17 protein-coding genes are annotated in these 18,019 nt (G+C 60.6%); 5 read left to right on the forward strand and 12 right to left on the reverse strand.

Features of this window, described 5'->3' with window-relative positions:
* Nucleotides 1-287: 287 nt before the first annotated feature.
* Nucleotides 288-593, reverse strand: a complete 306-nt coding sequence (locus tag E5X88_RS20140) for a hypothetical protein (protein ID WP_292164379.1) — start codon at nucleotides 591-593, stop codon at nucleotides 288-290.
* Between the two features lie 185 nt (nucleotides 594-778).
* Nucleotides 779-940, reverse strand: a complete 162-nt coding sequence (locus E5X88_RS20145) for a hypothetical protein (RefSeq protein WP_292164332.1) — start codon at nucleotides 938-940, stop codon at nucleotides 779-781.
* A 224-nt stretch (nucleotides 941-1,164) separates the two neighbouring features.
* Between E5X88_RS20145 and E5X88_RS20150 the strand changes: the two genes are divergently transcribed.
* Nucleotides 1,165-1,836 (forward strand): Crp/Fnr family transcriptional regulator, encoded by a 672-nt coding sequence (locus tag E5X88_RS20150; RefSeq protein ID WP_029356805.1) that lies wholly within the window; start codon nucleotides 1,165-1,167, stop codon nucleotides 1,834-1,836.
* Between the two features lie 878 nt (nucleotides 1,837-2,714).
* Here the strand turns inward: E5X88_RS20150 and E5X88_RS20155 are convergent.
* From E5X88_RS20155 to E5X88_RS20175, 5 genes are read right to left on the reverse strand one after another with little or no spacing between them, the layout of a single operon-like run.
* Nucleotides 2,715-3,608 (reverse strand): ROK family protein, encoded by an 894-nt coding sequence (locus E5X88_RS20155; protein WP_292164333.1) that lies wholly within the window; start codon nucleotides 3,606-3,608, stop codon nucleotides 2,715-2,717.
* Nucleotides 3,605-4,408 carry an alpha/beta hydrolase gene (locus E5X88_RS20160; RefSeq protein WP_292164334.1) on the reverse strand — a complete coding sequence of 268 codons (804 nt, stop codon included), beginning with the start codon at nucleotides 4,406-4,408 and terminating at the stop codon, nucleotides 3,605-3,607. The genes E5X88_RS20155 and E5X88_RS20160 overlap by 4 nt, the downstream gene beginning before the upstream one ends.
* On the reverse strand, nucleotides 4,405-5,241 hold the full coding sequence (locus E5X88_RS20165) for a sugar phosphate isomerase/epimerase (protein ID WP_292164336.1): 837 nt from the start codon (nucleotides 5,239-5,241) through the stop codon (nucleotides 4,405-4,407). Before E5X88_RS20165 ends, E5X88_RS20160 begins: the two co-directional genes overlap by 4 nt.
* Nucleotides 5,241-6,320: a Gfo/Idh/MocA family oxidoreductase gene (locus E5X88_RS20170; protein WP_292164339.1), complete on the reverse strand. Its 1,080-nt coding sequence runs from the start codon at nucleotides 6,318-6,320 to the stop codon at nucleotides 5,241-5,243. The genes E5X88_RS20165 and E5X88_RS20170 overlap by 1 nt, the downstream gene beginning before the upstream one ends.
* A gap of 15 nt (nucleotides 6,321-6,335) precedes the next feature.
* The gene (locus E5X88_RS20175) at nucleotides 6,336-7,571 is read right to left on the reverse strand and encodes an ROK family transcriptional regulator (RefSeq protein ID WP_292164341.1); all 1,236 of its coding nucleotides are present in this window, start codon (nucleotides 7,569-7,571) and stop codon (nucleotides 6,336-6,338) included.
* 139 nt (nucleotides 7,572-7,710) lie between these two features.
* Here E5X88_RS20175 and E5X88_RS20180 point away from each other — a divergent pair, with 139 nt between their 5' ends.
* The 3 genes from E5X88_RS20180 (at nucleotide 7,711) to E5X88_RS20190 (ending at nucleotide 10,575) form a co-directional block, all read left to right on the forward strand.
* On the forward strand, nucleotides 7,711-8,454 hold the full coding sequence (locus E5X88_RS20180) for an ATP-binding cassette domain-containing protein (RefSeq protein WP_292164343.1): 744 nt from the start codon (nucleotides 7,711-7,713) through the stop codon (nucleotides 8,452-8,454).
* A 52-nt stretch (nucleotides 8,455-8,506) separates the two neighbouring features.
* Nucleotides 8,507-9,487: an ABC transporter permease gene (locus E5X88_RS20185; protein WP_366664768.1), complete on the forward strand. Its 981-nt coding sequence runs from the start codon at nucleotides 8,507-8,509 to the stop codon at nucleotides 9,485-9,487.
* 77 nt (nucleotides 9,488-9,564) lie between these two features.
* Nucleotides 9,565-10,575: a sugar-binding protein gene (locus tag E5X88_RS20190; RefSeq protein ID WP_292164347.1), complete on the forward strand. Its 1,011-nt coding sequence runs from the start codon at nucleotides 9,565-9,567 to the stop codon at nucleotides 10,573-10,575.
* 229 nt (nucleotides 10,576-10,804) lie between these two features.
* On the opposite strand, the gene E5X88_RS20195 is transcribed toward E5X88_RS20190, so the two are convergent.
* The 5 genes from E5X88_RS20195 to E5X88_RS20215 form a co-directional block, all read right to left on the reverse strand.
* A complete protein-coding gene (locus E5X88_RS20195; protein ID WP_292164349.1) occupies nucleotides 10,805-11,578 on the reverse strand; it encodes a 3-oxoacyl-ACP reductase family protein in 774 nt (257 codons plus the stop codon).
* 112 nt (nucleotides 11,579-11,690) lie between these two features.
* Nucleotides 11,691-12,722, reverse strand: coding sequence for an ABC transporter permease (locus E5X88_RS20200; RefSeq protein ID WP_292164351.1), 1,032 nt, complete (start codon nucleotides 12,720-12,722; stop codon nucleotides 11,691-11,693).
* A 26-nt stretch (nucleotides 12,723-12,748) separates the two neighbouring features.
* Entirely contained in the window at nucleotides 12,749-14,254 is a 1,506-nt protein-coding gene (locus E5X88_RS20205) for a sugar ABC transporter ATP-binding protein (protein ID WP_292164353.1), read from the reverse strand.
* Nucleotides 14,255-14,417: 163 nt separating this feature from the next.
* On the reverse strand, nucleotides 14,418-15,374 hold the full coding sequence (locus E5X88_RS20210; RefSeq protein WP_292164355.1) for a substrate-binding domain-containing protein: 957 nt from the start codon (nucleotides 15,372-15,374) through the stop codon (nucleotides 14,418-14,420).
* Between the two features lie 138 nt (nucleotides 15,375-15,512).
* On the reverse strand, nucleotides 15,513-15,947 hold the full coding sequence (locus E5X88_RS20215; protein ID WP_292164357.1) for an RbsD/FucU domain-containing protein: 435 nt from the start codon (nucleotides 15,945-15,947) through the stop codon (nucleotides 15,513-15,515).
* Nucleotides 15,948-16,231: 284 nt separating this feature from the next.
* Between E5X88_RS20215 and E5X88_RS20220 the strand changes: the two genes are divergently transcribed.
* The gene (locus E5X88_RS20220; RefSeq protein ID WP_292164359.1) at nucleotides 16,232-17,458 is read left to right on the forward strand and encodes an ROK family transcriptional regulator; all 1,227 of its coding nucleotides are present in this window, start codon (nucleotides 16,232-16,234) and stop codon (nucleotides 17,456-17,458) included.
* Nucleotides 17,459-18,019: the final 561 nt, after the last annotated feature.

Raw genomic sequence — 18,019 nt, forward strand, 5'->3', positions numbered from 1 at the left:
CGCAAACTGCTATCGCGCGCCTAGTCGGAACTCGCGCATCGAACAGTACATCACGTCTTCCGTCCCCAGCGCACCGGCGGCCTCCCCGCTCGCAATCCAAATAGACGTCTTTCAGCTGTTTGATTGGGCATGTCAGCGTGAGCGAACGCGAGGTCCTGAGCGTCAGAAGCCGGCAATGAAGCCGGACTGATTACGATCAGCGCGGTGCCGAGCGTCAGAGGCGCGCGAGGGACTTAACAACTGACATGATCATTTTGAGATCCTCCCCAGCTCCCGTCGGTCAACATTCAGTCCTTGGGGTCGCAGGTGTAGTGCCGTTCGAAGGTCCCGTCCGCGCGCCGCTGCTTGTCGAAGCCGCAATGTAAGGCTCGATCGCGCGCTCGTGGACCAGCCAAAGGGATCTCGGCCGAGGCGTAGCCACTGCCGGCGGCCAACCGTTTCGGGATCGAGGCCGAAGCGATCCTGGTGCGCTCGATCGTCGTGCCGGCCGCGCCTGCCTCCGCATGACGGATGGCGCGGCTTCGCAAAGCGCACATGATTTCGTCACATGAGATGCCGATGTCGCCAAGAACGTCATCGGGTAAACGGCTCAACTGGTCCGTTGCCGACAAGAGAGCTTTTCGCTCGGCGCGGAGGCGTAACCACCTGCGAAATGGACCAATGGCGGCAGCATGAATTATAACCATGATCAGATCGTCCCTTCATTGATCTGAATTGACCGGTACGGAACGGCTCGAACGGCACTCCGGGCGAGAGCGTCAGCCGTCCGCGAGGCAAGTTAGGCGTAGTGGTCGATGGATTGGTTTTGCCGCGGCGTGCCCAGACGGCGGGCGGTGGCTGGCCCCGGGCCACGCATGTAATAAAGCTCCGGGCGGTAGCGCGGCGCGACGAATTTGCGAAACCCCGCAGCAAGTTTTGTGATGGGAGCCAAGAATTTCATGACTGTTCCCTTTCCCTTCGCCGGCTTGCACACGAGCCGGCGGGCCTGACGTTGCAACAAGGATATGACAGTCGAACCAGGCTCGGCTGTGGGAATTCCCACACCGGGGAAAACATTGGCGAAATCCGCTCCCAGTTTGCATCCCGGAAAGCGGGGCCTGCGGCCATCAAATTTCCTTGGATAGGGAGTAAGGTGAAGTACACTTTATTGAACAAGAGACCGTTGTGACAGGCTCTCTGGCCTTCATCTCAAGACTTTGCGATGCCGACCTCGCCGCGCTGACCAAACGGTGGCACGAGCGCAGCTATCGACACAACGAGCTAATCATTTCCCACGGCGACACTGGTCGCGATGTCTTCTTCCTGCTGGAAGGACGGGCTCGCGTGACACTGGTTTCAGCGGACGGCAGGGAGATAGCGTATCGCGATGTCGAACCGGGTGACATTTTCGGGGAGCTCGGAGGCATTGACGGGATTGCACGCTCTGCCAGCGTAGTCGCGCTGGAGGCAACCCGCGCTGCACGGCTGTCCGGCACAGCATTCCGGGATATCGTGATGACCCACCCGACTTTTGCCTGGATGCTGCTTGAGCATCTGTCTGCCCAGCTCCGGCGCATGACCGAGCGGGTATTCGAATACAGCACTCTGGTCGTGCGAAAACGGCTGATCGTCGAGCTCCTGCATCGGGCGGAGAAAGCCGCACTCGTGGACGGCGAGGTGTCCATAAGCCCGGCACCGACGCATTCCGAGCTGGCGGCAACGATGAGCACGCACAGGGAAGCGGTCTCGCGCGAAATGAGCGACCTCGCCAAGAGAGGCCTGATCGAAAAGCGCGGCAGCAGGTTATTGCTGCATGACGTCTCGGCACTACGGGCGCTGGTCGACAAGAAGGAATAGCGAAGGCTGTCGCTGCGGCGGGGGGCACCGCACGTTTCATACTCCTCGGCCGCAAGTGATTATTCCTTCCGGTAAACCGGGCAACCTAGCGTGCCAGCGCGCGGGTCGGGCTTTGATCGCTTCACCCCTTGCAAGAATCATGACTCGGCTTCTTGATGCGGGCACGGAACGTTATCCCCAGCCTGCTTGCAGACTTACAAGGGCGGATCGAAGGGTGAAGCCGCATGGACGTTAAATACTAAATCTTCGTCAGCTCGACCTACGCCGATTTGGTGGACGAAAGACGGTCGGTCATCGAGGCCGGCCGGGTTGATCGGCCGCGTGAAGCATCTCCGCGGCGAGGAGAATCTGCGCCATGCCTCGCTGCAGGATTTTCGGGAGGAAGACTAGGGTAAAACTCAGTCATTCTGGCTATGCCGCGAATGGCCGAGATGGGTTAGGCCCTGCCGTTTGAATCGGTCGGCGGCAACGAGCACAGAGCGCCAGGAGCGGCCATCCCCGTTATGTCTGTCGAATGACCGGAGTGGGGCCGTTTGCTGCCAGTCCGGTCTCGGCACAATCTGTAAGTAAGCTGCCGTTTGGCCCGCGGGATCGTTCAACACGTTCTCCATCAACAAGGCGTCCTGTGCCACGCCAACTGGCCTTGATAATGATCATCGCTTTATAGACGCCGTCCGTTATGATGCGAGCGAAAGCGACGAGATCGTCGCTCTCGGGATCCACGAAGGCAAATATCGGACCGCCCTGCCCGCGCTACTCGGATTCCGCCAAGAGCATGGCTGGCAAGACGTAGTCCGCCGATTCATGACCAAAATCGTGAACCGCCGAAACCGCGTTGCTTTGAAGCGCAGTGACTGAATGGCGCGTGCACCGCGCGATCACACTGCGGCGAGCAGCACAGCGCCATGAAGGGCCGCCTGCCAGCCAAGGGCCGCCCAGCGTATATCCAGAGGCTCGACAACAAGCGAATGCGGCAGGCTCTCGGCAATGCGCTGCATAAGCGTCTGGCGGGGATAGGACTTCATGTCCACGATGCCGCCGCCGATCAGGATTGTTTGCGGAGAGAACAAGGCGGCTGCAGTTGCGATGGTCACGGCCTGCTGCCAGAGGATCTCGTCGAGCCATTCACCCAGCGACGGGGGCTGCCCGACAGCCACAAACAAATCCGCCACCGGAACTTCATAATCTGACGCAAGTTCGACCAGTCTCGCCCCCGACGCGTAGGTCTCGGCGCGCTTTGGCCGTCCGCCGTCATCAGGCCTGTAGACCGGCATATGGCCGATTTCGAGCGCCCAGCCGCCGCCGCGAAAAATGCCATCCTTGCCGAGATAGGCCGCACCTATGCCGGTGCCGAGATAGACCGCCAGCACTTCCTTTTGCCGCCTCACCGCACCGGCAACGCTTTCACCCAGCAATTGCAGCACGACGTCGCGTTCCAGGCGGACGGGAACGCCGAGCTTTGACGCCAATTCGGTGCCCAGCCGGATGCCTTCTAGCTCGGGAAAGTTGGCCGTGTGCAGTACAGTGTCAAAATCCTTGCCTATGAAGCCAGGCACGGTCGCCACCACGCTGGCCGGCTTGAGGCCGGAGTCGCGGGAGGCCGCCGCGACGACATCGGCCAGCCCTGCCACTGGCGCCCCTTGGCGCAGCTGCGCAGTGGGGTAAGTGCGGGCAAAATCCAACGGATTGCCGCGGTCGGCGAAGCCGACCTTGACCGACGTGCCGCCGATCTCGACCACAGCGATTGTGTCGCCCATCATTTGATCCGTCATGCGAGCGTTTCCAGAAACTCCGAAAGACAGGCGCGGAACTCCCGCCGGTAGGCCGCGCGATCCTGCGATTTGGCCGTAATGGTGCAAAGCCGGGCGGGCGGGATGAGCCCAGCCAGCACTTGCGCGTCGGCCAGGCGATGGACAAGGTCTTGGCCATGGCCGATGACCAGGGTCGGAACCGCGATAGTGCGGATTTCGGCCTCGCTCACGCCAGGGCCATCGCCGGCGATCGCCACCAACAGCCTGCCGAAGAGAACCGGGTCAGGGCGATTGAAAAAGCCTTGCAGGCTGCTGAGATTGTCCGGCGCCAGTCTCGCCAGTTCGGCGGCAATGGTGCTGTCATCGAACAGACGCCTGGCCTTCTCGGGCGAATGACGCATCAAGAGATCGCCGACCACGGCATAGGGCTTCATATTGGCCGGCGCCGCCTCGGACACCCAGGCAGGCCGGGCGAGCACCAGCGCACGCACGCGAGACGGCCGGTGCACCGCCAGGCGCAGCGCCAGTGCGGCGCCCATCGAGATGCCGCCGACGACGGCCGCGCCGAGGCCGAGATCGTCGGCCAGCGCTTCGATGTCGTGCGCAAACGTCGCGATCGAAAGCCGCTCGACCGGCCCGTATCCGGATACGCCCTGGCCACGGCATTCGAGCGTCAGGCGCCGCGTCTGCGGCCGATCGGGAAACACGTCGGCGACCTGCGCCTCATCGCCACCGAGGCCATGCTGAAAGATGACGGGAAGCCCGTCGCCGACATCCCGGTAGGCAAGGTCGACACCCTCGCGGCTGAAGGTCTTTTTCACGCTTTTCCGCTTTCTTCGAGGACGCCGCGAAGGAAGGCGCCGACTTCCGGCGCCTCGGCTTCCGTCAGACCATGCGTGATCAGGGGTCCGTCAAAGCCGGCGGCCTTCAGGCGGCCGATGAAATGCGGGAAGTCGATGATGCCCTGCCCGGCGGCGGCAAAACTGCCATCGACATTGCGGTCTTTGGCGTGGGCGAGGCCGATTTCGCCCGCCAGCAAGCCGACGGCCTCGTCGATCAAGCGATGACGCTCACCTTTGTCGGCCACTTCGAACAGATTTGCGGGGTCGAGCACAATGCGCAGGCGCGTACTGTTCATTTCGTCGAGCAATCGGCGTGCGGCCCGGGCGCCGGAGACGACATTGGCCAGTTCGGGTTCGATGCCAAGCTCGATGTCGAAGCGCTCGGCGATCGCGGTCGCCGCTTCCATCTCCGTGCATAGATCGCTCCAAGCGGCCTCGCTGTCATTGTCGGGATGCCAGCGCCACTGATCCTGCACATCCCGGGTGCCAGTGCACAGCGTGATCAGGCGCGTGCCTATATCCGCGCATGATGCGGCCAGCACTTCGAGCCGGGCGAGCCCCTGATCGCGAACCAAGCGATCCGGATGGATCATGTTGTAGGTTCCGGACACTGCCGCGATCGAAACCCTGGTCTGACCGCTTGCCACGGCGACCGATCGGGTCACATCGGGCTCGATGCTGTCCGGCATCGACGGCAGTCCGAGGCAGGCCATGTTAAACTGCGCCGCCGCGTAGCCGGCATCCGCCACCGCGCGCAGCACCGGCAAGGCGCCGGTGGCAGTGAAGGTCTTGGCGAAAATTCCCAGCTGCATCAGACAACCCCGTCGACATCGGCGAGGTAGACGGCTCGGCCGCCGGCAGAAGCGGAGCGAGCAATCGCCGCCATTCCCCTGACGGATGCGATGCCGTCGTCGATGCCGGCGCCGACCATGTGCGCGCCGTTCAGCACGACATCGGCAAATCCTTCGAGTTGGCGTCGGTAGAAATGGCCATCCGCGCCAAGCGTGCGATGCCAGCTGCCATCGGCCTCGCGAAAAATGTCGACCTCGCTGCTCTTGTAGTACCAGGGGTTATAGGTCTTCGCGAGGACACTGCCGTTCTGGCCGTAGATCTGGAACCCTTCGTGCCAGTCCATACGCACGGCCACCGTCAGGTCGAGATGGCCAACCGAACCGTCTGCGAAGATGGCGGTGACGAACCAGCAATAGGCGCCGTAGCGCTCGGTGAGATGGGCCTCGACGGCCTCGATCGGCCCATGCAGATGGCGCGCCGTATCGAGGAGATGGCTGCCATGCGCCAGCATATAGTACTGGCGCAGATCCGCCTTGGGATTGACGGACGGCTTGCGCGCTCTGGCGCTGGTGATGATGAGCGGCTGCACGGCGTCGGTCATGGGGTAGCGATGAGTGCTGTCGCAATACCAGCCTTTGAATGCCAGCCCCTCTCCCATCTCGTCATCGACGAAGGCCTTTGCCGCCTGGACGCCGGGATCAAAACGTTTCATATGGCCGATCTGAAGCACCTTGCCGCTCTTGTCGATCGCCGCCCGCAAGCCTTCGACTTCCTCGACTGAAATACCCAGCGGTTTTTCGCAAAGCACGTGCTTGCCGGCATCCAGCGCCAGTTCCGCGGCCTTGACGTGAAACGTGTCTGACGTCGCAATGATGACGGCATCGAGATCGGGATCCGCCAGCATTTGGCCATAGTCGGCGTAGGATTTCTCGGGTGCGAAAGTGGCGGCCATCCTGTCGCGCAGATCGTCGGCGACATCGCAGATGGCATAGAGATCGGCATTGCGCGCTTTGGTGCAGGATTCGAAATGCGCCGCCTGCGCAATCGGGCCGCAGCCGAGCACGCCGACACGCAGCCGCTTTTCGTCTTTGCGAGGCATGGAATTTTCTCCTGATTAACGCGCGGCGAGGCCGCGAAGTTGAAATTGCGGATCACCCGACAAAGCTGCCTGATGCAGCAGACAGGCAGCGCCCAATGCCGGACCGTCGGCGCCGACGCGCGACAGTTCGATCGTGGGAACGGGATAACCTTCAGCCAGGAAGTCCAGCAGGAAAGCTTCCACCTGTTCGGCGACAAAGGGATAGATGGCATTGACCGAGCCGGAGAGGATGATGCGCTCCGGCTGCAAGGTGCAGGCGAGTGTCGCCAGGCCGCGACCAAACCAGAGCGCCCAGTCGCGCGCGGTGGCGATGGCTGCCGGATCGCCGCCGGCAAGCGCCGCCACAAACTCATCCACGCCGGCGCGCCGCCCGCTTATGTGGAGGTAGCGGGCCAGCAACGCATCCTTGCCGACATAGGATTCCAGCCGGCCCGGGCGCTTCGCGTCGAACACAAAACCTTCGTCGCCAATGCGCAGATGACCGATTTCGCCAGCGCCGCCAAGCCGGCCGCGATGCAGCCTGCCGGCATTGATGATGCCGCCGCCGACGCCGTTCTCGATCAGGATGACCAGAGCGTCCTCATCATCCTTTCCAGGCTGCGCCCGGTACGTCTCGGCCACCGCGACCGCATTGGCATCGTTTTCCAGCAGGATCGGAAAATCGTCGCCAAAGGCATTGCCGAAAAGCTCGGCGAGATTGACCCCGTGCCAGCCCAGGATAGTGGCATGGTATGAAACACCGTCGGCGGCGGGAAAGCCTGGCACGGCGACATTGAGCCCGTAGGGGCGTGTGCCCTCAGGCAACAGCGAACGGATCTCTGCGACGAGCTCGTTGATGATAGCGACCGCAGCGGCAGGTGTGCTGCCTGGGCCGACAAAGGCCCTCGAGGCGCTGGCACGCTGGGTGCCGGCAAGGTCGACAGCCACGGCAGCGATCCAGTTCACGCCGATATAGGCGCCAAGGAAAAAGCCGCCATTGCCTTCGATCTCGACAAGGATTCCGGGGCGGCCGACCCGGCCCTCGCCGTCCTGCTCGTCATCCGCTCCATCCGACCGCTCACGCGCCAGACCAGCTTCCGTCAGCCCCAGCACCAGTGCGCCGGTGGTCGAGCGGGTCAGGCCGAGATCGCGTGCGAGCGCTGCCCGGCTCAACGCGCCGGCACGAAACAGCGCCGCAAGGGCCCGCGTTTCATTCGGCCGAAGATCGGTCGACACCAGCACGCTTTCCTCCATGATTTGTTTGATTAACATACTAATTGACTTTCATGCCGGTTTAAAAGACCCAAAATGATGTGCGCTGCAACAAAATATTTGGCACTTCACGCCTATTGACCCAGGTTTCAAACGATGATTTGTATCCAAAACTTACAAAATGGCATGGGAGGATGCGATGCCGGTTCTAGCGCGTCTCGAACATATCGTGAAGGATTTCGGTGCCGTCCGCGCGCTGGACAATGTCTCACTCGACATAAATGAGGGTGAGGTTCTCGGCCTGATGGGCGACAATGGCGCCGGCAAATCGACGCTGGTCAAAACCATCGCCGGCAATTTCCAGCCGACATCGGGCACCTATGTGCTGGAAGGCAAATCGGTGCAGCTGTCGGGGCCTGCGGATGCACGCAGGCACGGCATCGAGGTCGTCTATCAGGACCTGGCGATTTGCGACAATCTGACCGCGTCGGCCAATGTCTTCCTCGGCCGCGAGATCATGAGGCAGCTTGGGCCGCTGAAGGTGCTCGACCACAAGAGCATGAACACCCGCTCGGCCGAGATTTTCCGCGAGTTGAAGTCGGAGACACGGCCCGCCGACCTGGTCGTACGCATGTCGGGTGGCCAGCGGCAAGCAGTGGCCATCGCCCGGACCCGGCTGGCCAAGTCCAAGATCGTGCTGATGGACGAGCCGACTGCGGCGATCAGCGTCAGGCAGGTTGCCGAAGTGCTGGCCCTGATCCGCCGCATGAAGGACCAGGGCCTTTCGGTCATCCTGATCAGCCACCGCATGCCCGACGTGTTCGAGGTCTGCGACCGCGTGGTGGTGATGCGCCGCGGCCGCAAGGTCGCCGACAAGCCGATCGCCCAATCCAGCCCCGAGGAAGTGACCGGCCTGATCACCGGCGCCATCCAGACCGCTTGAAACAGCCTCGCCACGGAGCCATGCCATGAGCGCCCCCGACGACCATCCCGGAATGGAGATCGACCTTTTGAAAGGGTCGAGCCGCACGCTGTTGAACCGCGTGCTTCTGGCACAGGAAACCTGGATCGCCATTGCCATACTGGTGCTCGGCCTCGTCGTCTCGATGATCGCGCCGAAATTTGCCACGCCCGGAAACCTGCTCAACATCTTCCAGAACGCTTGCTTCATCGGCATCATGGCCATCGGCATGACGCCGGTCATCATCAGCGGCGGCATCGACATTTCGGTCGGTTCAATCCTGGGCATGTGCGGTGTCACGCTGGGCATCGTGCTCAACGCCGACATGCCGCTTGTCGTCGGCATTGCGGCGACGCTGGCGATGGGTGTGCTGTGCGGCACCGTCAACGGCACGATCATTGCCTACGTCAAGCTGCCGCCCTTCATTGTCACACTGGCGACGCTGTCGATCGGTCGCAGCCTGGCTCTGGTGCTGACCAACAACCAGGTCTTCTACGAATTCGGCCGGGCAAGCGATGCGATCGTCGCGCTCGGCGGCGGCTACACATTAGGCCTGCCCAACGTGGTCTATGCCCTGGTCATTGGTGTGATCGTCCTGCATTTCCTGCTGACCATGTCGCGCTGGGGTCGCTATCTCTTCGCCATCGGCGGCAACGAGCCGGCGGCGCGGCTATCGGGCATTCCGGTCGATCTGATCAAGATCTCGGCCTATGCGTTCAGCGGCTTCATGGTGGGTGTGACCGCCATCTTCCTCGTCGGCTGGCTGGGCGCGGTGACCAACTCCATCGGCACCGGCTACGAGCTGCAGGTCATCGCGTCGACCGTCATCGGCGGCGCTTCGCTGACCGGCGGCTTTGGATCGGCACTTGGCGCCGGCATCGGCGCCATTCTCGTCGAAACCATTCGCAACGCGCTGCTTCTGGCAGGCGTCAACCCGTTCTGGCAGGGCACGTTTGTAGGATGTTTCATCCTTGCAGCCGTCCTCCTGGAAAGAATCCGCTCTGTGCGACGCTAAGGCATGATCCCGAAAAGATCATGCTCCAACAAAGACTTAGGGCGGACACGTCACGGCGAACCCAAATGGAGGAAACAATGTCGCTGTCGAAAACGCTTAAAACCACGCTCTCTCTCGCTTGTCTTGCAATCGGCATGACGGGGGTCCAAGCCAATGCCGAGGAGCGCGAATTCGCGCTTGTCTTCAAGGTTCTCAACAACGCCTTCAGCCCGCCGATCCAGGCCGGTTGCGAAGCCGCCGCCAAGAAACTGGGCGACGTCAAATGCACCTATATCGGGCCGACGGAATATGACGAGGCCAAGGAAGTACAGCTGGCGCAGGACATGGTCACGCGCGGCGTCGCCGGCCTCGGCATTTCGGCCGGCAATCCGAAGGCCATGGCCCGCATCATGAAGATGGCCAAGGAAAAGGGTATCCCGGTCGTCACCTATGACACCGACGTGCTGCCGGAAGACGCCGGCCTGCGCTCGACCTATATCGGCACTGACAATTACGAGTTCGGCGTGGCGCTGGCGCAGAAGGTACTCGCCCACAAGAAGAACGGCACCGTCTGCATCCAGTCCGGCGCTCCGGCTTCCGAAAACCTCAAGGCACGCGTGCAGGGCATCCGCGATACGCTGGCCGGCGTCACCAAGGACAAGGGCGTCGAGAGCCTCACTGGCCAGAACGGGTGGACCGAGCCGGCGGGCTGCCCTGTCTACAACAATGACGACATCACGCTTGCCGCCCAGCAGGTGCGCGACGTCATGACCAACAATCCCGAACTCAGCGCCTTCGTTGCGGTTGGCGGTTGGGCGCAATACGCCCCGGAAGCCTACAAGCAGGCCATGACGCCGCTGAAGGCGCGTCTCGACAGCAAGGATCTGGTCGTTGTCTTCGGTGACAATTTCGGTCCGCAACTGCCGCTGCTCGCCGCCGGCCTCAGCCACTACAATATCGGCCAGCGCCCCTATGACATGGGCTTCGAGACCATCATGGCGCTCGACAAGTTGAGCAAGGGCGGCACCGTCGAACCGTTCATCAAGACCGGCACCGAAGTCTGCACGCCGCAAGACGCTCTCACGACCTGCGGCAAGGTCGCCAACTGATCTCCGCTGCCAAGTTCACGCCCCGGCTGGCATCAGCCTGGGCGTGAGACATCAAGCGCAGCAGACACGAACACGCGGAAGACATTCCAGCTGGCTCTACGCGCAATCTTGCCTCGATCCGCAGAGCCGCGCTTGATGTGATGAGCCCGGCCGTGCGCAACCGGCCCCCTGCTTTACAAAAGCAGCCGAACGGGATCGCGGCAACGATCCCATTCGGCGTCCATTGATCTCACGCAATTGACCAGCCGCCATCGATCATCAAGTTCGCCCCGTTGACAAGAGATCCTGCCTGAGAGGCCAGGTAGACGACGGCTCCTGTGACATCTTCCGTCTCCCCAATTCGACCCAACGGGATATGTGCGAGCGTCTGCTGGTGAGCTGCAGGGTCGCTCAGATACGGACGGGTCGAGTCTGTCCAGATAAAGGTCGGTGAAATGCTGTTCACGGCTATTCCCAGTGGCCCCCACTCCGCCGCCAGGCACCGGGTGAGGTGATTGATCGCTGCTTTCGACATGCAGTAGATCGCTTCCCCACGCAATGTGACGGTCCCCGCTTGCGAACTTATGTTCAGGATACGGCCGACCCTTCGCTCGATCATCGTCTTTGCAACAGCCTGCGTCAGGAAGAACGTGCCTTTCAGATTCGTGCCGAGAACCAGATCGAAGTCTTCTTCACTGACGGACTCGGCCGGGCTTCGGCGCGATATCCCGATATTGTTGACCAACACATCGATCTGTCCGAAATGGGCTACCGCATCTCGCACACCGTGCTCGATTTGCTGAGTTTGGGATATGTCCAGCCTGACGAGCAGAGCACGGCGCCCGAGCGCTTCGATGGCAGAAACCAGATCTGCGCCGGCACTGTTGTCGCGAACAATTGCCACGACATCGGCTCCGGCCTCGGCGCATGCCAGCGCACAGGCACGACCGATGCCGCGCCCGGCGCCTGTCACCATCACGACCTTCCCATCAAGACCGAAATTGGGCAGAGAACTTTTTGTCATCTCAAGGGACTCCATAGGTGACGAGGCTTTTCGACCAGGCCGTGTTTGGGTGTTTGTGAACTAGCGAAACTCAAAGAGCGATGGCTAACGCTCGAGCGTTTCGCACCGGCCCTCACAAGGCTCTACGCCGAGATTTCACAAAGGTGTCGAACGCGACCGCCAGAACGATGATGACGCCGATGATGATTTGCTGGACGTAGGCGGAAACGTCGAGAAGGACCAAACCGTTGAGCAACACACCGATCAGAACGGTACCGATGACCGTGCCGAATATCGTGCCGGTGCCACCAAACAGACTGGTCCCACCGATCACGACCGAGGCGATAACAGTCAGTTCAAAACCGGTCCCCGCCACAGCCTCGGCCGAGTTCAGCCGTGCAGCGAGGACGAAGGCTCCCAGCCCCGAAAAGAACCCGGTGATGACATAGACACTAAGGATTATCTTCCGGACATTGAGGCCCGCGAGACGTGCGGCCTCAGGGTTTCCCCCAACGGCGTAAATCTGCCGACCGTAGCGGGTGTAGCTCAATGTTATATGGGCAATTATGGCGAACAGGACAAAGATCAGAACTGGAACCGGGACCGGCCCAACTTTGCCTTGGCCCCACCAAACGAACGCATCGTCGAATCCGCTTACGGGGCCACCTCCAGAAAAGAGCAACGCCGCGCCGCGAAAGGCTGACATGCCCCCGAGGGTCACAACAAAAGGCGGCACCTTGAACCTGGTGATGGCCAGCCCTTGAACAAGACCGGCTGCGACGCCGACACCGACCGCTGCAAGAGCGGCGAACTCCCAACCCAGTCCCAACGAGGCGGAGCCATCGCCGACGCTGAAACGGTTGTCGAGGCCGCCTTTTGCCACCACCGCAGCAACCAGCCCCGCCATTGCGAGAATTGAGCCGATTGAAAGGTCAATGCCGGCCGTGAGGATGACGAACGTCATTCCGATCGCCAGTAATCCGTAGATGGAGACTTGTCGAAGGACATTGAAGAGGTTCAGCGGTGTGAGAAAGCGCGGCTCAAGGATCGAGAATCCGATCATGAGAACAACCAAGAAGAGCACCGGCGCAAAACGTGCCGCAACGTTGATTGGCCGAAACTGAGGCCGCCTTCCGACCGCCTCGCCTGCCGTCACTTGTACCATGTTCTTCTCCCCTGATTCATCCTGCCTCATGCCGCAACCGCATCCACGGTCATCAGGGCCATGAGCATCTCAGGACTGGCGGCATCCGCTTGCACTTCGCCCGTTACACGGCCTTCGCGCATCGTGATGATCCGGTCGCTTATCGCCAGCACCTCAGGCAGTTCTGAAGAGATCACGACGATCGCAATCCCAGTGCTTGCCATTTGAAACAACAGGTTGTGGACTTCCGCCTTGGCGCCGACATCAATTCCGCGGGTGGGCTCGTCGACGATGAGGACCTTGGGACCCAAGGCGAGCCAGCGCGCCAGAACAACCTTCTGTTGGTTGCCGCCGGAGAGGTCGGATACGATTTGCTCTGGTCCCACCATTCGTATGCGAAGCAGTTTCTTGTATTGCGCGATTAATGTGTCCTCGGCGGTTGGATCGATGAAGACACCCAGCCGGGAAACTCTGTCGTGCGCAGCCACTGTCAGGTTTGCGCGTATCGACAATGACAGGAACAAAGCTTGCTGCTTTCTATCTTCCGGAACCAATCCGATGCCTTGGCGAATCGCATCTTGAGGTGACGTTGCCTGCAACAAAACCCCATCGATGAAGACCTTCCCGGAATCGAAGGGGTCAGCGCCAAAGATAGCTCTCGCGGTCTCCGTCCGGCCGGAGCCAACCAGGCCGGCAATCCCAAGAATTTCTCCGCGTCGAACCTCGAGGCTAATGTCACTAAGGGCCATCGCATTGAGCCCTTCCGCACCCCGGCGCCGCGAAAGATGCTCGACACGGAGAACGACCGCATCGGTGGCCGCGGGAGCCGGACGCCGCTGCGTTACCGTGATTTCGCGGCCGACCATGTGGTGAATAATTGCATCGACGGATGTGGCGGCAACGTTTCCGTCGCAAACGAACCTGCCATCCCGAAGTATGGTGAAGCGGTCGCACACGCGCATCACCTCTTCCAGGCGGTGCGTGACGAAGATGACACTGAGACCATCGGCCTTGAACCCGCTCACGATATCAAAGAGCCGGTCAACTTCAGCATTTGAAAGGGCTGCGGTCGGTTCGTCCATGATGATAAGTTTCGATCTCATCGAAAGGGCGCGGGCGATCTCGACCAGTTGCTGTTCGGCCACCGACAAGTCCCGGGCGGGTGTGAGAGGATCTTTCTCCAGCCCGACCTTCGCCATCAAACCTTGCGCTTGGTTCACCAATGTTCGCCAGTTCACGAGGTTCGCCCAGCCCGGTTCACGACCCAGGAAGATGTTCTCGGCAATCGACATTCCAGGAACGAGCGTCAATTCTTGATAGATCGTCGCAATGCCACAGCGCTGTGCATCCTGGGGAGAATTGAACGCCGCCTTCACGCCGAGAAAGGTAACCTCGCCACCGTCTGGCAGTTGAGCGCCCGATAGGATCTTGAGCAAGGTTGACTTGCCGGCACCGTTCTCTCCCAGCAGTGCGTGGACTTCACCCGTGTCCACGCGCAAGCCCACCGACCTGAGTGCGGAAATGCCGCCAAACGACTTGGTGATGCCGTTCATCTGCAAGAGAGCCTGAGACATAGGAGTATCCGAATGAAAATCAGTGGCTCGGAAAGCGCGTGAGGCTGTGAGCCGGTCGGGTGAGGCCGCTGCTGGGCGGCCTCACCCATGCCCGCGATCGAAATTGGGAGGAATTTGCGTTCGCGCGCAGACCGCCGGATGGCTACTTGAGTTCGCCCAGGCGTTCGCCTGCATCCAGGTTGTCGTTCGTCACAGCGATCGGGGTCAGGAGGGTGATTTTGTTTTCCGGAACTTTTCCGTCGCGGGCAAAGGCCACGAGAATATCAACCGCCTGCCTGCCCTGCTTGCCCGGCATCTGCTCGATGGTCCCGGTCATTCTTCCATCGCGAACCTTGCCGAGGGATTCAGGCAGGGCGTCAAATCCGATCAGTTTTACCTTGCCGGTCAACTCGCGGCCCTTCAGCGCCTCCAAGGCCCCGAGCGCCATGTCATCGTTTGCCGCGGCAATCGCGTCAGGCGGCGTTCCCATCGACGCCAAGGCAGACTCAGTAACGGAAAGGCCTTTGGCACGATCAAATCCGGCCGTGTCCTCGAAGACGAACTTGTATTTGGTCGCCAGTGGATCAAGCGCGTTGTGTAGACCCTTGTTGCGGTCGATCGCTGCGCTGGTGCCCGGCTGTCCCTGCAGGTTCATCACATTGGCTCCGTTCGGAAACAGCTTGATGATGAGTTGGCCCTGAACCTCGCCCCCTTTCACATTGTCGGCACCGACATGGGCGAGAATCCCCTTGACGCTGTCGACAGAGCGATCGACGGTCACAACCGGAATCTTGGCATCGATCGCCTCCTGGATTGCCGGCGCCAGTGCTGCGGAGTCATTCGGGCTGATAACGATGCCGTCGACGCCCTTTGTGATTGCAGCCTCGATGTCGGCGCTCTGTTTGCTGGAATTGCGCTGACCGTCACTCACCACCACATCGATGTTGCCGAGTTTTGCAGCTTCATCCTGCATCTCTTTCATGATGTGGACCGAGAACGGGAACGCGAGATCGGGGCTCGACAGCATGATCGTGAGATGCTTGTCCGCTGCCCATGACTGGGCGGACATCAGCAGAGAGCCGACAACTGCCATGGCTGTCACTACGGTCCTTGTGTTCATTTTATCCATCCTCCCAGGTTTGGTGCGCAGGCTGCGGATAAATGTCCTCCCAGAAAGCCAACGCCAAATTTGTTTACATTCAATACATATTCCCGATACAAGAAAGACGCAAGCCCCCCATTGAATGCACCGAGCAGGTCAGTTCGCAGGGGCGACAACGCCCTTCTTCAACAGGATGTTTCCATAGAGCCGCCCGTCGCCGCTCAGGACGATTGCAAAGCCTTTCTTGGCGCGCGCCTTGAACTCAGCCGGCGTGATTGGCGCCAACGCCAACGACCGACTGGCATGCTTCGAGACGATTTCCAGGAATTCGCCGAATATCGGCAGCTCGGTTTCAGGATTTCCATCGACAATCATGCGGCACGCCGCATGTAAATCGCCACTTTCAAGCGGCATCACCGAAAGGATGGCTTCGAGGATCCGAGTGCCCAGGACACCATCCAGGCGAATGATGCGGGCGTCGTCATCACAGGGATAGTTGGCATCCACGATCGCGATCTCATGGCCATGCCCCATGGACCGCAACACATGGAGAAGATCGGGTGACAACACGGGATCAATACCTTTCAGCATGACAGATGTCCTTTTTTGGATTGGGATTTTCGCCTGATGAGTGCGCAGGTCACCCATCAGCCAGAGATTTGGTTAGCGGTCGTTAGAACTGATCGCTATCGACGTCTTATCTTGTATTTGCATTGAACCTATACTAATAGGCTTCAGTGGTCGTCAATGGGCAATTTCGATGGCGAGTTGTCACGGCTCTGAAGTGGGGAGCGTCCAATCACGCTGGACGCGGCCGGCTGCCTGACGTTAACAGGACGATTGCAACCGAACAGACGATCGAAAAGAAGAGCAACTTGAAAACAACCAACCTCATCCGACACGTCAATGAGACGAGGTGTCTGCGGTTGTTGCGAAGGGCGTCCCCTCTTTCGCGCGCCGACATTGCCCGCGAACTCGGCTTAACCCGCGCAACCGCTGGCAACGTTATTGCAGTGCTGCTCCAGGCAGATCTGGCAATGGAACTGACCGAACAGCAGGAGGCCGCCAAGGTAGGCAGGCCGGGAATACGGGTCGCGCTAAACCCGAAGGGAGCCTTCTTTATTGGGATAGACGTGTCGAGCACGTGGCTGACCGGCGTGCTTGTCGATTTCGGCGGGACTTTGCTCAAGAAGATAGTCGTCCCCAACAGCAAGAATTTTCGCGACGCAGGCCCTGTTGCTCAAACAATTGCGGACCTGGCCCGCCGTCTCGTCGTGGGGGCGGGTGTCGATACGAAGCGCGTGCGGGGCGTAGGAATTTCCGTCCCCGGCATCGTGGATCGCAACGGAGTCGTGGTGTCGGCAAAACTGCTGGAGTGGGAGGATGTCGATATTGGACAGCTGGTCGCAACCTCGCTTGGAGCACCCTGGCCGATCCGGGTGTGCAACGACGCCGTCGCGCTTTCCGCCGCCATCGGTGCGCTGGATACGCATGACACGGAGGACTTGCTGGTCATGTTGCTGTCTGAAGGTGTTGGCGCGGCGATCATTCGCAACGGGCGTGTTGCTGAGGGCGTCAGCGGGTTTGCTGGCGAAATAGGTCATATGGTCCTGTCCGCCAAACCCGAAGACGCCAAATCGCAAACCCTGGGCCTGCTTGGAGGCTACGGCCCTTTCTTGTCACTTCTATCCGATGAGCAATCGATCGCAGAAGGGCTGGCAAATTTGGCGGCTATGCCCAACCCCGGCAGAGCCCTTGAGATCACGCTCGACACATGGGCAGCGGTCATCTCTGTTGGTCTGCTCAATCTGATCCACATACTGAACCCGGCGCGGATAGTCCTCGGCGGCCCACTGGCTGTCTTGTTTCCGAGAGTTCAAAATAAGGTCGAAGCGGTTCTTGGGGCCAACTTGCTGCACGGTTTGACGTTGCCGCCTATTGAGGTCGCCGGAAGTGAAGCCGACACTGTAGCTCGTGGCGCCGCCGGTACCGTGCGCGACGGCATCTTCCTGCTGCCTGAGCTGGATCAGATCGGCAATGGAGTGCCCGCTGGCCGACCATCCCAATCTGCCGAAATCGCTGCGGCGTATGACGGGCGCTAGTCGCTCAGGAAGCCATTTCTTCGCAACCAAGAGGTCGAGAGCACTGCACAGTTTTTGTATCGCCAGATTCCAGCCGCGGCTGGAAGACGATCGAGATACTTGTCGAGCGTTATCGGGTAATGACGAACCCGAACACCGGTCGCGTTGTAAATCGCATTTGCCAGCGCGGCCGCCGCCCCCGAGATGCAAAGCTCTCCGACGCGAGCCTTCGCACAACCCTGGACCACTTGGCTGTCGAGAATGGGGGGCAGGCAGGGCCATGGCTAGACGAGCTCGAGAACGAGTTGATCACCGACGCCTCTAACATATGGCCCGTGGCGCACCATTGGATGCAGAAATCAGGGCGATGACGGGAGCACGAAATCTGCTGCGGGAAATTGTTTCGGCCTTTCGCGAGCGCCTTGAGCAGGGGGTAGACTAGCGCGCAGCCAAGATCTCTTATAGTCGGCGCCGGCAACGTCTGCTTTAAGGCAGTGGCGCCGATTTCATTAACGACTGACATGAGGCGGTGGGTTCAATAGGTCATTGCAACACCTTCTGTAGCCTATCGGCCGGCGTTTC

The organism is Mesorhizobium sp., assembly GCF_004962245.1.
Classification (GTDB): domain Bacteria; phylum Pseudomonadota; class Alphaproteobacteria; order Rhizobiales; family Rhizobiaceae; genus Mesorhizobium.

Bases quoted from the DNA above. Each gene is read 5' to 3' on its own strand.
- E5X88_RS20145 (WP_292164332.1), bottom strand. From the start codon at position 940: ATGAAATTCTTGGCTCCCATCACAAAACTTGCTGCGGGGTTTCGCAAA.
- E5X88_RS20155 (WP_292164333.1), bottom strand. From the start codon at position 3,608: ATGACGGATCAAATGATGGGCGACACAATCGCTGTGGTCGAGATCGGC.
- E5X88_RS20165 (WP_292164336.1), bottom strand. From the start codon at position 5,241: ATGCAGCTGGGAATTTTCGCCAAGACCTTCACTGCCACCGGCGCCTTG.
- E5X88_RS20170 (WP_292164339.1), bottom strand. From the start codon at position 6,320: ATGCCTCGCAAAGACGAAAAGCGGCTGCGTGTCGGCGTGCTCGGCTGC.
- E5X88_RS20175 (WP_292164341.1), bottom strand. From the start codon at position 7,571: ATGTTAATCAAACAAATCATGGAGGAAAGCGTGCTGGTGTCGACCGAT.
- E5X88_RS20180 (WP_292164343.1), top strand. From the start codon at position 7,711: ATGCCGGTTCTAGCGCGTCTCGAACATATCGTGAAGGATTTCGGTGCC.
- E5X88_RS20185 (WP_366664768.1), top strand. From the start codon at position 8,507: ATGGAGATCGACCTTTTGAAAGGGTCGAGCCGCACGCTGTTGAACCGC.
- E5X88_RS20190 (WP_292164347.1), top strand. From the start codon at position 9,565: ATGTCGCTGTCGAAAACGCTTAAAACCACGCTCTCTCTCGCTTGTCTT.
- E5X88_RS20195 (WP_292164349.1), bottom strand. From the start codon at position 11,578: ATGACAAAAAGTTCTCTGCCCAATTTCGGTCTTGATGGGAAGGTCGTG.
- E5X88_RS20200 (WP_292164351.1), bottom strand. From the start codon at position 12,722: ATGGTACAAGTGACGGCAGGCGAGGCGGTCGGAAGGCGGCCTCAGTTT.
- E5X88_RS20205 (WP_292164353.1), bottom strand. From the start codon at position 14,254: ATGAACGGCATCACCAAGTCGTTTGGCGGCATTTCCGCACTCAGGTCG.
- E5X88_RS20210 (WP_292164355.1), bottom strand. From the start codon at position 15,374: ATGAACACAAGGACCGTAGTGACAGCCATGGCAGTTGTCGGCTCTCTG.
- E5X88_RS20215 (WP_292164357.1), bottom strand. From the start codon at position 15,947: ATGCTGAAAGGTATTGATCCCGTGTTGTCACCCGATCTTCTCCATGTG.